Origin of the sequence: Stenotrophomonas sp. GD03777 (assembly GCF_029842485.1) — a bacterium.
Classification (GTDB): domain Bacteria; phylum Pseudomonadota; class Gammaproteobacteria; order Xanthomonadales; family Xanthomonadaceae; genus Stenotrophomonas; species Stenotrophomonas sepilia.
Window position 1 is genome coordinate 1 of sequence record NZ_JAOCGL010000100.1, and the last position, 14,094, is coordinate 14,094.

12 protein-coding genes are annotated in these 14,094 nt (G+C 68.8%); 2 read left to right on the top strand and 10 right to left on the bottom strand.

Features of this window, described 5'->3' with window-relative positions:
• Positions 1–54: 54 nt before the first annotated feature.
• From N5E02_RS17045 to N5E02_RS17090, 10 genes are all read right to left on the bottom strand, one after another.
• Positions 55–501, bottom strand: coding sequence for a transposase (locus N5E02_RS17045; protein WP_279946530.1), 447 nt, complete (start codon positions 499–501; stop codon positions 55–57).
• 113 nt (positions 502–614) lie between these two features.
• Entirely contained in the window at positions 615–1,373 is a 759-nt protein-coding gene (locus N5E02_RS17050; protein ID WP_279946532.1) for a 2,3-dihydro-2,3-dihydroxybenzoate dehydrogenase, read from the bottom strand.
• Positions 1,364–5,254: an amino acid adenylation domain-containing protein gene (locus N5E02_RS17055; protein WP_279946533.1), complete on the bottom strand. Its 3,891-nt coding sequence runs from the start codon at positions 5,252–5,254 to the stop codon at positions 1,364–1,366. The genes N5E02_RS17050 and N5E02_RS17055 overlap by 10 nt, the downstream gene beginning before the upstream one ends.
• Positions 5,251–5,508, bottom strand: a complete 258-nt coding sequence (locus N5E02_RS17060; protein WP_065179204.1) for a phosphopantetheine-binding protein — start codon at positions 5,506–5,508, stop codon at positions 5,251–5,253. Before N5E02_RS17060 ends, N5E02_RS17055 begins: the two co-directional genes overlap by 4 nt.
• Positions 5,508–6,140, bottom strand: a complete 633-nt coding sequence (locus tag N5E02_RS17065) for an isochorismatase family protein (protein WP_139727224.1) — start codon at positions 6,138–6,140, stop codon at positions 5,508–5,510. The genes N5E02_RS17060 and N5E02_RS17065 overlap by 1 nt, the downstream gene beginning before the upstream one ends.
• Complete coding sequence (locus tag N5E02_RS17070; protein WP_279946534.1) at positions 6,140–7,792, bottom strand: AMP-binding protein; 1,653 nt, start codon at positions 7,790–7,792, stop codon at positions 6,140–6,142. The genes N5E02_RS17065 and N5E02_RS17070 overlap by 1 nt, the downstream gene beginning before the upstream one ends.
• Positions 7,789–8,982, bottom strand: a complete 1,194-nt coding sequence (locus tag N5E02_RS17075) for an isochorismate synthase (protein ID WP_279946535.1) — start codon at positions 8,980–8,982, stop codon at positions 7,789–7,791. The genes N5E02_RS17070 and N5E02_RS17075 overlap by 4 nt, the downstream gene beginning before the upstream one ends.
• Complete coding sequence (locus N5E02_RS17080; protein WP_279946536.1) at positions 8,979–10,175, bottom strand: MFS transporter; 1,197 nt, start codon at positions 10,173–10,175, stop codon at positions 8,979–8,981. Before N5E02_RS17080 ends, N5E02_RS17075 begins: the two co-directional genes overlap by 4 nt.
• A gap of 154 nt (positions 10,176–10,329) precedes the next feature.
• Positions 10,330–10,641 (bottom strand): DUF3817 domain-containing protein, encoded by a 312-nt coding sequence (locus tag N5E02_RS17085; protein ID WP_032129991.1) that lies wholly within the window; start codon positions 10,639–10,641, stop codon positions 10,330–10,332.
• Between the two features lie 177 nt (positions 10,642–10,818).
• Complete coding sequence (locus N5E02_RS17090; protein ID WP_262090766.1) at positions 10,819–11,754, bottom strand: TIGR03571 family LLM class oxidoreductase; 936 nt, start codon at positions 11,752–11,754, stop codon at positions 10,819–10,821.
• A 66-nt stretch (positions 11,755–11,820) separates the two neighbouring features.
• Between N5E02_RS17090 and N5E02_RS17095 the strand changes: the two genes are divergently transcribed.
• Both N5E02_RS17095 and N5E02_RS17100 read left to right on the top strand, forming a co-directional pair.
• Positions 11,821–12,270, top strand: coding sequence for a GNAT family N-acetyltransferase (locus tag N5E02_RS17095; protein ID WP_065185774.1), 450 nt, complete (start codon positions 11,821–11,823; stop codon positions 12,268–12,270).
• 128 nt (positions 12,271–12,398) lie between these two features.
• Positions 12,399–13,910 carry a thioredoxin family protein gene (locus N5E02_RS17100; protein WP_279946537.1) on the top strand — a complete coding sequence of 504 codons (1,512 nt, stop codon included), beginning with the start codon at positions 12,399–12,401 and terminating at the stop codon, positions 13,908–13,910.
• Positions 13,911–14,094 lie beyond the last annotated feature (184 nt).

Consider the following 14,094-nt stretch of genomic DNA (forward strand, 5'->3'; position numbering starts at 1 on the left):
CCCTGTGCACCGGAACGGGATCTGCGCTGTGGTAGTGTCGGCCGCTGGCCGGCATCACCCCCAGGCCGACCACGCATACGGATACTCGCCAATCTGCCCAGCAAGACCGGCGCGCACCGGATTGCCCAGGATGTACAGGGCCTGCCGCGCCAGCGACTCTTCGGTCCTTACTGCATGATCGAAGTAGCCGGGCTGCCACACCGTACCTCGACGGCCCGCCAGGCGATTCAGGGCAAGTGCGCTCGACGATTTCATCCGGCGCGCGACGTCTGGAAGGTGAACTGCACGCAGCTCGAACATCCAGTGGACGTGATCCGGCATGACAACCCATGCGTGTGACCATACGAGCCCGCACTGTTCGACGTAATGGAACTGGTCGATTACACATGCTGCTGCAGCTTCGCTTTCAAAGAGCCGGCGGCGCTGGTGGGTCGTGGTTGTCAGGACATAGGCCTGGCCGATGATCGAGTGACGGCCCAGGCGGAGGCGATGGCTGCTCATGCGCCATGGTGGGTCGATCATTGGGCGTTGGCTGTCAGGCCAAGCCTCGATGGGGGTTGGGAGATGTCTGAAGTTGAATGAGGTTGCCGGCCAGCGGCCGGCACTACCAGACCTCAGCCGCGCAGGGTGGCGCCGCCGTCCACGTACAGGTCGCTCATCGCTACGTGCCCGGCCTGCTCGGAGAGCAGGAACATCGCCGAGTGCGCGATGTCTTCCGGGGTGGCCAGCTTGCGCAGTGGGATGCCGGCCTTGTAGGTCTCCAGGTTGCCGACGATCACCCGTTCGGCTCCGTGCTCGTCCTGCCACATGCCGGTCTGCATCGGGGTCAGCGTGGACCCCGGGGCGACGATGTTGCAGCGGATGCCCAACGGCGCCAGCTCCAGCCCGAGGCAGCGGGTGAACATCGTGGCGGCGGCCTTGGATGCCGCATAGGCGGCCATGCCATGCCTCGGCACACCGGCCGCATTCGAGCTGACGGTAACCATCGCGCCCTGCCCGCGCGGCGACATCACCCGCGCCAGGGCACGCCCGACATGGAACACCCCGTCGGTGTTCACCGCGAACACCCGGCGCCAGTCGTCATCGCCGGTCTCGGTCACGCCGCCCACATGCAGCACACCGGCCACGCTGGCGGCCAGCATGATCGGCCCGATGCTGGACTCGACCTGATCCACCAAGCCGTCCACGGCGGCACTGTCGGTCACGTCGAGTGCGAAGGTATGCACACGCACATCTGCCGTAACAGGCGCCTCGCGATCGGTCGCCACCACGGTGCAACCGGCCTCGGCCAGCAACCGTACCAGTGCCTCGCCGATGCCACCGGCGGCGCCGGTCACCAACGCCACGCGGCCTTTGAAACCGGTCAACTGCATGTTGCGATCTCCTGTTGTTCGTCCCATTGGCGCAAGCGTGCCGACAACCACGGCGCGAGCTGCGCCACTGCATCGCGTCCGGTCAGCTCTGCGTGCAGGAATGGCAGTTCCAACGACTGCACCCTGCGCGCGTGTGCCCGCCACAACGCCGACCGCAACTGTGGCCGCGCCTGGTGATCTCGACCGGCACGCACATGCACCAGCGTGCCATCGAACGGCCGGTGGATATGTTCACGGATCAGTCGATTGGTGCCGGTCACGGCGCGCACCACGCCATCCAGCACGACATCCGGCAGGCTACCCAGCGCACTGCCGCCACGACGCAGGAACGCGAGAATGCGTTCCCGGCTGTCCAGTTCCGGATGCGCATCCGGGTCATGACCGGCAATCGCCAGCAGTGCCCGCAATGCGGCGATGGCATCGGGCTCCGGCTCGGCCCGCCAGCACTCGCTGGGATAGGCGTCCAGCAGTACAAGTTCGCCGACCTCGCGCCCGATCTCATGCAGTCGCACCGCCATCGCCTGGGCGAGGATGCCACCCACCGACCAGCCCAGCAGATGCACCGCCCCCGTCGGCTGCAATGCGACCACACGCTGTACGTAGTCGTTGGCCATCGCCTCGATACTGCTCGGCAGCGGCTGCCGCGCGTCCAGTGCCGGCGACTGCAGGCCATATACCGGGCGTGCCGGCTGCAGTGCCCGGGCCAGGGCGCGGTAGTTCCAGGCGATGCCGCCGGCCGGGTGCAGCACGAACAGCGGCGTAGGCCCGGCCGGTTCGGTCGCGGCCAGCGCAATCACCGGCCCCAGTGCGTGATCGGCCAGCGCGGGCGGCTCGGCAATGCGAACCGCCAGCGCAGCCACGGTGGGCTGGGCAAACAAGGCCCCCAGACCGAGATCGCAGCGCCAGCGCTGTTCGATCGCCAGCAGCAGGTGCACCGCCGACAGTGAGTCACCGCCGAGACTGAAGAAATCCGCATCCACCGCCACCGGCGCTTCTCGCCCGAGTGCCTGGGCAAACAGCGACGCCAGCTCCTGTTCCAACGGCGTGCGCGGCGCCAGCCCGGCGATCTCCTGCCGCGGTGGTACGGGCAGCGCGTTGCGATCCAACTTGCCGTTGGCGGTCACCGGCCAGTGATCCACGCCAACGAAGGCGGACGGCACCATGTAATCCGGCACGCGTGTGGCCAGATGACTGCGCAGCATGCTGGCGTCGGCCAGTGCCGACGGCACATAGGCTACCAGCCGGGCATCGCCGGGTGCGTCGTGGCGCAGGAGCACTTCCACCCGCTCCATGCCCGGCAGTTCGCGCAAAGCCGCCTCGATCTCGCCCAACTCGATGCGCAGGCCGCGCAGTTTCACCTGATGGTCGCTGCGGCCCAGGTACTCCACCGCGCCATCGCTGCGCCAGCGCGCTATGTCGCCGGTGCGGTAGATGCGCTCGCCCGCCAGGAAAGGATCGGCAAGGAAGCGTTCGGCAGTCAGGTCCTCGCGACCGAGATAGCCACGCGCCAGCTGCACACCGCCCAGATAAAGGTCACCGGCCACACCGACCGGCACCGGCTGCATCCGCGCGTCCAGCACGTAAAGGCGGGTATTCCAGACCGGGAAGCCGATCGGCACCGGCCGCGATCGATCCTGCGCCGACGCTGGCCAGTAGCTGACGTCCACCGCGGCTTCGGTCGGGCCGTACAGGTTGTGCAGCTCGGCGTGCATGCGCGCGTGGAAGCGGTCGCGCAACGCGGCGTCCAGCGCCTCGCCACTGGTGAATACCCGTCGCAGCTGCAGGCCTTCGGAGGCCGGTGCAGCGAGGAAGGCATCGAGCATCGACGGCACGAAATGCGCCGTGGTGATGCCATGCCCGCGGATCAGCCGCGCCAGTTCGGTGGGGTCGCGATGCGCATCGGGCCCGGCAACCACCAGCGTGGCTCCGCACAGCAACGGCAGGAAGAACTCCCAGACCGAGACATCGAAGGTGGCCGGGGTTTTCTGCAGCACGCGGTCATCGGCGCGGATGCCGTAGTGCTCGCGCATCCACAGCAGGCGGTTGACGATGGCACGGTGTTCGACGACCACGCCCTTCGGTTCCCCGGTCGAACCGGAGGTATAGATCACATAGGCCGCATCGCTGGGCGCCGGATCGGCCCACGGCGCGGCGAAGCTCAGCGCGGTCCACTGCTCCGGCGCGAGCACCGGTACGCCGGCCATGCGCGCCGAAACCTCCGCCGCAGCCAGAACGCACACCGGCTGCGCCGAGGCGAAGATCCGCGCCAGCCGCTCGTCGGGATGGGCAAGGTCCAGCGGCAGGTAGGCCGCGCCTGCGCGCAGCACGGCCACCAGCGCGATCACCAGCGCCAGCGAGCGCGGCAATGCCACCGCCACCACGCTGCCCGGGCCGACACCCATCGCCCGCAGCTGTGCCGCCAGCGCGAAACTGCGCGCTTCCAGCGTTGCGTAATCCATGGCAGCATCGCCGAACACCAGCGCAGGCGCGTGCGGGTCCCGATCCATGCCCTGCTGCAGCAATTCAACCAGGGTGGTCTCAGGAAGCGCGTGCGCGGTGGCGTTGAAACCCTGCAGCACCTCTTGCGCCTCCATGGGCGTGGCCAAGGGTACGGCTTCGATATCGTCAGCCTGCAGCGCCGCCGACACGAAATTCAGCAGCCGCGCCGCGTGCGCCTCGACATCCTCGCGACTGTACAGCGCGGGATTGGCCTCGATCTCCAGATCCAGCAGGTGCTGGCCATCGCCACGGAAACCCAGCGCCAGGTCATCCACCGGCCCGGTGCACAGCACCTCCAGCGCCGCCTGCACGCCGGGCAGGGCCGGCGGCCTGTAGAACGGCTGCACATTCACCAGCGGGCCGTGCAGGCGCTGCTGCGTGCCGACCAGGCCCAGGTCCCGGCGCAGCTGCTCGCCCCGGTAGCGGCCGTGCCTGCGGCCCTGGCTGAGCTGGCGACCCAGGCCCCGGGCAAAGGCCTCGACGCTGCCCTCGCCGGCCGCCGCGCGCAGCGGCAACACATTCATGACCATCGCCGGCACCCGCGCCGACGCGTTGCCCAACCGCCCCATGTAGGGCACGCCCAGCACCACTTCATCGGCGCCACTCATCCGCCGCAGGTACTCGGCCGCCAGCGCGGCCAGCACATCCGGCCAAGGCTGCAGCCAACGCACCGAAGCCTGCAGCAACAGCTCACGGAATGCCGCATCGAGCGGCTGCACCCAGCGCAGCGCGTCGTCACTGGCCGCGAGCGTGCCGGCCAGGCCTGCGCCTGCCGGTGCGCCCTGCATGTGCTCACGCCACCACTGCCCGGCCTGCACGCGGCGCGGATCGGCACGGTAGGCGGCATCGTCGGCCAGCACAGCGGACAGTCCTGGCAGTGGCTCACCCTTGCGGCCGGCGTACAACGCGCACACGCGATCGGTGAACAGCGCCATGCCGTAGCCATCGGCAGCCAGATGATGCACCCGCAGGTACCAGACCCAGCGCTGCCCACCCAGTTCAAGCAGCACCTGCTGGCTGATCCGGTCGCGGGTGGGATCGACCGGGCTCAGCCGGTCGGCGTGCATCAGGCTGCGTGCCGCAGCGGCGGGATCCGCCTCGGCGGACACATCGCGTACGGAAAGCAGCGGTACGTGTACCGGGTCATGCCACTGTAGTGGCTGGCCATCGGCACCTTCGGCAAAGCGCAATGCGAAAGCCTCGGCCTCGCGCGCAGCCCGGTCTGCCGCTGCGACGAACGCGGCCACGTCCAGCGGGCCGTCGATCCATACCGCGTGCGCGGTATTGAATGACGGATTGGCCGGTGCCAGCCGCTGTGCAAACCACAGCCCAGCCTGGGCCTCGGTCAACGCCACCGGCGTGGCCAGCGCTGCGGCGTTCATGCGTTCTGCGCGGCCTGCAGTTGCTGCACCACACCCCACCACTGGCGCAGCGTGGTGTGCTCGGCCAACTGCGAGAACTCCAGCGGAAGGCCATTGTTGCCCCAGGCCAGGACCAGGCCGAGCATGCGCATCGAGTCCAGGTCCAGGTCGATCAGGTTGTCGTCGTCACCGATCTCGGCCGGCGTGCACTCCAGGACACGCGCCACGTCGGCACGCATCCGCTCCAGATCCAGCGCCTCACCCATGGCAGCCATCACAGCACCTCCAGCAGCTGATCGGTGGTCATCGGCACACCACAGGTGCGCGCGATCCAGTGCAGCGCCTGATCGTGATCGGCACGCGAGAAGTCGGCCACCGCATCAGCGGCGATGAAGGCCTCGATATCACGCTGGAAGGCATCGACCACGGTCGCGGTACAGCCGATATGGGCGTACACGCCGGTCACCAGCAGCTGATCACGCCCACGTACCCGCATCAGCGTCTCCAGGTTGCTGCGCTGGAAGGCGCTATAGCGATGCTTGACCAGCACATGCTCGCCCGGCTGCGGCGCCAGCGCCTCGATGATCGGCTCATGATCGGCGCTGCGACGCATGCCCGGTCCCCACAGGTCGGCCTGAAGGCCGCGGTCGCGACGGTCCTGGTCACCGTGCTGGGCGGTGTAGAACACCGGAATGCCCTGCGCGCGGCAGTGCGCCAGCAGGCGCACGATGTTGTCCACCGCCGGCCGCAAGGGCGTGCTGCCGGCGTCGAATGCCGCCAGGAAGTAGCGTTGCATGTCGTGCACCAGCAAAGCCACACGATCGCGCTGCGGGCGCCACGGGCCACGCGCCTGCGGTAGTTCGGCGGCGGTCGGCAAGGGATAGTCGGTGATACGGGGCAGCGCCATCAGCGCGTTCCTCCTGTCTGTTGCAGATGACGCGCACGCAGCTGCGCGCGCAATTCGCGGCGGCTGATCTTGCCGACCGCCGTGGTATTGAAACTGTCGACGAACACGATCTGGTCGGGCACCTTGAACGCCGCCAGGCCGCGCCCGCGCATCCAGGCCTTCAGTGCCGGCGCCTTGAACGGTTCGCCCTGCGGGATCACAAAGGCGCAGCTGCGCTCGCCCAGGTACTCGTCGGGAATCGAGACCACGGCCGCATCGAACACGCCCGGATGTGCCAGCAGGTGGTCCTCTATCTCTTCAGCAGAGATCTTCTCGCCCGCCCGGTTGATGTGGTCACCCGCACGCCCCTGCACCACCAGGTAGCCTCCGGGCAGCTGCTGCACACGGTCACCGGTACGGTAGAAGCCGTCATCGGTGAACGAGCGCGCATTGGCCACCGCATCGTTGTGGTAGCCACGGATGGTGTACGGGCCACGGGTGAGCAGATGCCCCACCTCGCCTTCGGCCACCGGCTGGTCATGGTCATCGACCACGCGCACTTCGTCGTCCGGACTGATCGGCCGACCCTGGCAAGCCACGATCAGGTCCTCCGGATCATCCAGCCGCGTGTAGTTGACCAGGCCTTCGGCCATGCCAAACACCTGCTGCAGCGTGCAGCCAAGGCCGTCGATCACTCGCCGTGCGGCTTCCGGCACCAGTTTGGCACCGCCCACCTGCAGCACCTGCAGGCTCGACACGTCATACTTGCTGGTGGCGGCGGCCTGCGCCCACAGCAGCGCCAGCGGCGGCACCAGGCCGCAGCAGGTCACCCGCTCCCGTGCGATCAGCGGGAATGCGGCGTCCGGCCCGGGGCCGGGGCTGAGCACCACGCGGGCACCGGCATACAACGCGCCGAAGAAGCCGGGCGAGCTCATCGGGAAATTGTGCGCGGCCGGCAGCGCGACCAGGTAGACGCTGTCGCGGTCGATGCCGCAGATTTCATTGCTGGCACGGAACGAATAGATGTAGTCGTCATGCGTGCGTGGAATCAGCTTGGACAGCCCGGTGCTCCCACCGGAAATCTGCAGGAACGCCACAGACTGCGGGTCCGGATCGGCCGGCAACCGGCTGCGATCGCCCTGCAGTGCCTCCAGCGCGATGAACTCCGCCGCATCGCCGTCGATCACCACATGGCGCACTGCCGGGGCCTCGGCCTGTAGTGCCCGCGCCAGCCCGCGATGATCGAAGCCATCGTGCAGTGGCGTGGTGATGTAGGCACTGGCTTCGGCCTTGTTGGCGAAGTGCGCCAGCTCGGTGATGCGGTGCGCCGGCAGCGCGTACACCGGCACCAGGCCGGCCCGGAACAGGCCGCAGACCGTGGTGATGAAGCCTGCGGTGTTGCCCAGCTGCACCAGCACCCGTTCGCCAGGCTGCAGGCCCAGCGCCAGCAGGCCTGCACCGATCCGCCCGGCCTCGTGCCACAGCTGCGCATAGCTCAGGCGCACGTCGCCGGCGACCACCGCGATGTCATCGGCATAGCGTTCTGCACGTTCGCGCAGGAACGCCGGAAAGGTCTCGCCACGCCAATGACCGGCCTCGCGATAGCGCGCGACCAGGTCATCCGGCCACACCTGCTGCAGTGCCAGGCGGGAAGCGTCAGTGGAGGTAGTCATGCGGCAGGCTCGATCGCAGGCGCGGATTCATGGACACCCAGCGCATTCAGCAGGGCGGCGAACTTCGCAGCGGTCTCGGCCACCTCGGCCTCGGGCTGCGAGTCGGCAACGATGCCGGCGCCGGCGAACAGGCGCAGCTGCATTCCCTGCAGGCGTGCGCAGCGGATTGCCACATACCAGTCGCCGTCACCCTGCGCATCCAACCAGCCCACGGCGCCGGCATAGAAGCCGCGCGGCACCGTTTCCAGCTCGCGGATGCGCTGCAGCGCCGCCAACCGCGGCGTACCGCAGACCGCCGGCGTAGGGTGCAGTTGCGCCAGCAGCTCGGCGGCCGACGTGTGCGGATCCTTCAGCGTGGCATGGATGCGTGTGCCCAGATGCCACATGCTGGCGGTGGCATGCAGCGCCGGCCGCGGCTGTGCATCGATGTGGCTGCAATACGGCGCCAGACCCTCGACGATCGCCTCGACCACATGACGGTGCTCGTCATGGTCCTTGGTCGAGGCCAGCAGGTTCTGCGCGGCGCGCTCGTCCTCGGCAGCATCGGCGCAGCGCCGCGCAGACCCCGCCAGCGGGTGCGACAACAGCTCAGCACCACGCTTGCGCAGCAGCAATTCCGGGGTCGCGCCCACCAGCCACGCTGGCGCCTGACCCACTTCCACCGGCAGCGGAACCGCATAGGTCGCCACCGAAGGATCCGCGCCCAGCCGTGCCAGCAGCACGTCCGGAGACAGCACCCGGTGGGTGCGTGCCACCAGGCTGCGCGCCAGCACCACCTTCTGAAGGTCCAGTTCGGGCGCGCGCAGTGCCTGCACCGCCGCAGCCACCGACGCCGCGTACGCCTGCGCCGAAGGCTCGGCCTGCAGGGCACCCTCCAGCGCTGGCGCGGCCTGTGGCTGTAGTGCCAGCGCTGGCAGCAGGCGCTCGGGCTGGTACAACGCGTCGTCGGCACGGGGTTCGAATGGGACTGCGCCAACCAGCAGGCCCGGGCCGCCGCGCTGCTGGGCAAAGAACACCGAAACGCGTTCCGCCAACGTCGCCAGCGCACCGGCCGGCAGCGTGGCGCGGCAACCGCGTGCGTGCACGTGCTGGCCAGCGTGCCGCAGGAGGAACAGCGTCGCGTCGTCGCTGCTCTCCTGCGGCGCTGGCGCAGCCTCCGGCCACGCGCCCTGCATCAGGGAATCGTTCATGGGGTCTCCTTCATCCGATGCGCTGCAGCCAGCGCGCACAGCAACAGCAGCAACGCGCCGACCAGCAGGTATGGCAGGCTGGGCCCGCCGCGATACAACAGCGTGCCGAGCATCGGCCCGGCCACCATGCCCAGCCCCTGCGCGGCAGCGACCGTGCCTGCCGAAGCGCCCTGCTCATGCGCTTCCACCGCGTCGGCGGCCAGCGCCTGGAACGAAGGGAACACGAAGCCCATGCCGAACGCGGCCAGCGCGTACGCCGCCGGCAGCTGCCAGCCCTGCTGCACGCCCGCCACCGAAGCAAAGCCAATGCCTGAGATCACGGCGCCGAGGGCGATCCAGCGGCGCGGATGAACCTCCAGCTTCATCACCAGCGCCTGCGCCAGGATCAGGCCAACGCCGACCGCCGTCAGCGCGATGCCGGCCATGCGCGCACCGGCCGCCGCATCCAGGCCCAGCCGATCAATCGCGAAAAAGCCCACCGTCACCTGCGCGATGGTCACCGAGACCATGGCGATGAACGCCGCCAGCTGCGGCAGGCGCAGGCGCGGGTCGAGGCAGCTCATCGGCGCGCGGCGCTGGGCGGAAACGCCCACCACGGGCGGCGTCGCCGGCAGTCGCCAGGCCAGCAGCGCCAACGCCAGCAGTGGCAACAGTGCGGCCACGTACAGCGCCAGCGACAGGTTCGTATAGGCCAGCCAACCCGCGGCAGCCGGGCCCAGCACCATGCCCAATGCGTTGGCGCTGCCCAGGCGGGCGAGGAACTTCGCACGCTGCCCGGTCGGTGCCTTGTCGGCGATCAGCGCAGCTGCGGTAGGAGGCACCGCTGCGTAGAACAGGCCGATCAGGCCGCGCGCAGCGACCAGCACCAGCACTGACACCAGCACCGGCGGCACCGCCTGCAGGGCCACGTCGATGAACACCGCCAGCGCGATGTAGACCACGGTGTAGGCACTCATCGCCAGCATCAGCACGCGCTTGCGGCCGATGCGGTCGCTGAGCTGGCCCCAGGGGCGCGCGGCCAGCATCCACAACACGCCTGCGGCGGTGACTGACAGCCCGGCATGCCACTCGGACAAACCGAGCATGCGGACCACCGGGCCGATCACGGCGACGAAGGACATCATCGCCATGGTGCCAATCAGGGCAGCCAACACCAGCGCCGGCAAGCCGGGAACGACGGGACGTGCGTGCATGAAACACCAGCCGTAACAGGAAAGGATTGGCCGGGCGCGCCTGCGCGCCCCACCCGGCACCGACTCTGCTCAGGGCCAGATGCCACCCTCAAATGATAACGGCTCGTATTTGCATTTGATACCCATTCTCTTGAATGGGCGCGCAACACTGGGTTCAGCGCATTGCACGCAGGCCGAGCAGGCCACGGCGCTTGAACCACCACTCCAGGGGCAGCGTCACCAGCGGCGGGATCGCTGCCAGCAGGGCCAGGGCACTGGCCCACCACGGCCAACGCAGGCGCACGGCAGCAAACAGGGTGACTGCCACATAGACCAGGAAGGCCACGCCGTGCAGCGGCCCGAACAGCTTCACCAGCGCCACGTTGGCCATCGGGCCGTACTTCATCCACATGCCGATGAGCAGGCCGGCCCAGGTCACGGCCTCGATGAAAGCGACCGCGGCGAACAGGCGTCCGGTCGGGTGCATGGGGGAACGTTGGGTCACGCGGGGCTCCGGCATCGGGATATCAAATGCGAATGATACGCAGATGCCTGCTGCATGTAGAGTCGAGCGGTGCTCGACTGCTTCTGCCTCGGCTACTGAAGGAAACGCTCAGCAGTTCAGCGGGCGCAGCGGCGAGAGCGTGTCCACCAAGGTGGACACCTACCCGGGCATATCCGGCAGAACCTGCTCCCCGATCTCGCGCAGCACGTCATCCATCGTCCGCCCGTTATCGATCAGGTTGAACATCACATGCGCCACGCCCTGCGCATGCACGCGCAGCAGATACTCACGCAGGCCTTCGCGGCCGACCTTCAGGCCCAGCGGCAGCGGCTCGGGCGGCGCCTGCGGATCTGCCTGCAGGTCCAGCAGCATCGACTGCACGAACGGCTTGCCTGGCCCGCCGCGCTGCGCCAGCGCCTGCTGCCACAGGCCGATGCGCCCTTCCTGCGCGGCCTCTTCGCGGTGATAGGTGGCCCAGCCTTCGGCCTCACGCGCTATCCACTGCAGGCTCTGCCGCGCGGTACCCACCACCAGCATCGGAATGCGGGTTGCCGGCGCTGGCAGCACGTCGAAGCCACCAGTGGCCTGCAATGCGGCGGTGCGCTCATCGGCGGCCGGTGACAGCGCCGCCCGCAACAACGTCCAACGCTCACGGAAGGTCGCCGCCCTGCCCTCCAGATCCTCGCCGAATGCGGCGAACTCTTCCGGGCGGTCACCCGAACCCAGGCCCAGTACGAAGCGTCCGCCGCTGATCCGGTCCAGGCTCAACGCCGACTTCGCCACCTGCAGCGGCTGGCGCAATGGCAGCACGATGGCCGCGCTGCCGACCACGATGTGCCCCGTCGCGGCCGCCAGCATGCCCAGCCACAGGAACGGATCGTCCAGCGCACTTGCTGTCGCGTCCGGACCCTGCGGCACCATCAGCGGCACATCGCGCGCCCACAACGCGGCGAAACCAAGATCGTCGGCCAACCGCGCGATGCGCCGCGCCTGATGCGGATCGGCCAGCCCCTGCGACGCCACCGGCGTCATCAGGCCCAGGCTCAAGCCCTGCCCTGGAAACAACGCAGCGTACGCGGGATTGAAATCACTCATGCCTGCAGCTTAGCGTGCAGGCATGGGGCAGCGATGACGCGCAGCCCGCCACGGGAAGAACACTGCATGCCGACGATCCGCCCTGCCCGCGTCGATGACCTGCCCGCGATCAGCGCGGTGTGCCTGGCCGCGTTCACTGCGGCGGTGGCGCCCTCGCTCAGCGCAACCGGCATCGCCACGTTCGGCAATGTCGCCGCCGCCGATGCGTTCGGTGAACGCCTGCACGGCGACAACCATATCCTGGTGGCCGAGCAGGACGGCCGTATCATCGGCGTGGTCGAGCTGAAGGAAGGTCGCCACCTGGCGATGCTGTTCGTCGATCCCGGCTGCCAGGGACAGGGCATCGGCCATGCACTGTTCGAGGCGGTGCTGCCTCAGGTACGCGCGCCGGCCCTGACCGTACGCGCATCGCTCAACGCTGTGCCGACCTATCTGCGCTATGGCTTCGTGATTGACGGTGAGGCCGGCGAGTTCAACGGGCTGGTCTACCAGCAGATGGTGCGGGCAGCCGCCTGAAGGCACGGGCGCCGGCCAATGCCCGGGGCGTCATGCCCCGGCGCATGTCCGTCATGAGCAAACTGAATCAGCGGGTTCCCTGCGCGTTCCTACAATGCCCTGTCACCCTGCCCTTCGAGATCCTGCCGATGCGCGTCGCGCTTTCCGTGTTGCTGCTGGCTTCGGCGCTGAGTGCCTGCGCCCCGGCCCCGGTTTCCACCGCCAACTCCGCCGAGGCACCTGCGCCGGCCAAGGGAATCGCGTGGCGCCAGGGTGACGTCGATGATGCCTTCGCCGAAGCCGCAGACAGCGGCAAGCCGGTGCTGCTGTACTGGGGCGCGGTCTGGTGCCCACCGTGCAACCAGCTCAAGGCCGGCCTGTTCAAGGACCCGGCCTTCATCGCCTTGACCGGCAAGTTCGTGCCGGTCTACCTGGATGGCGACGAGGAAGGTGCGCAGGCCTGGGGCGAACGCTTCGGGGTGCGCGGCTACCCGACCCTGATCGTGCTGGACCCACAGCGCAATGAACTTACACGCGTGGCCGGTGGCAACGACGCCGCCGAACTGACCCGGGCATTGACCGTCGCCGCCGGGCGCCGCAGTGCAATCGCTGCCACTCTGGCCACCGCCCTGGCCACGCCGGAGAAGTTGGCTGCAGAAGACTGGCAGGTACTGAGCGACTACGGCTGGGAAGTCGACGCCAACCGCCTGGCCGGCGAGCGCAGGAGTCAGGATGTACTGCGCCAGCTGTCCAAGGCGGCACCGGATGCCGCCCTGCAGCGCCGCTTCGCCCTGCTGGCCTTGGCCACCGCCGACACGCCCGCCAGCTCGCCTACCGAAGTACGCGAGCTGCTGCAGGCCGTGCTGGCGCAGCCGGCCGAAGTCCGCCGCAACCGTGAGTTGCTGGGCTATGCAGGCGCACAGCTGGTCACGCAGGCCAGTACTGGGCCGGCCACCCGCAACACGCTGGGCCAGCAGCTGCTGGTCGCGCTGGAACGCGCAGATGCCGAGCGCGGCGAGCGCGCCAACGACGCATTGTCGCGCGCACTGACGGAAGTATCGCTGGCCCGCCAGCAGCAGCCGAAGGGCGCACTGCCCGCGCCGCTGGTTGATCGGGTCAAGCAGCGCGTGGCCGCGGCCGACGCCACCGCCACTGATGCGCATGCACGCCAGGCCACGATCAGCAGCGCGGTCTACGCACTGCGCCAGGTCGGTGACGACGCCGGTGCCGAGGCGTTGTTGCTGGCGGAGCTGAAGCGCAGCGAGCAGCCCTACTATTACATGCCCGAGCTGGCCGAACTGGCCGAGCACCGCAGCGACACTGCCGGTGCGCTGGAGTGGTTGAAGCGTGCCTACGACGGTGCGCAGGGCCCGGCCACCCGCGTGCAATGGGGCGTGCTGTACGTGGAAGGGTTGCTGAAGCTGGCGCCGAACGACGCGCCGCGCATCGAGCAGGCCACCGCCTCGCTGATCGCCGAACTGGAGGCGCAGCCGTCGGGTTACCACCAGCGCACCCGCCAGCGTTTCGAGCGCCTGGCCGGGCAGCTGAAGGCGTGGAGCGGGAAGCACCAGGGTGCCGAGACGCTGGCGCGATTGCAGCAGAGGATGCAGCAGGCGTGCGGTGAACAGGTGGATGGCGCGTGCAAGGACTGGTTGAGTTGAGTTGATGAAAACGCGGGCGGCTGGTTCGCCTGCCGGCGCCTTTGTTGATGCCGGTTGTGGCCGGGGGAGGGGCTGGCCGGGACACGCCGTAAACCCATCCTTGGGGGCTCGATGGCGCCATCCATGGCGCCAACGGTCCCGGCCAGCCCCTCCCCCCGCCACCGGACGGTTTCCTGCGAGCGCG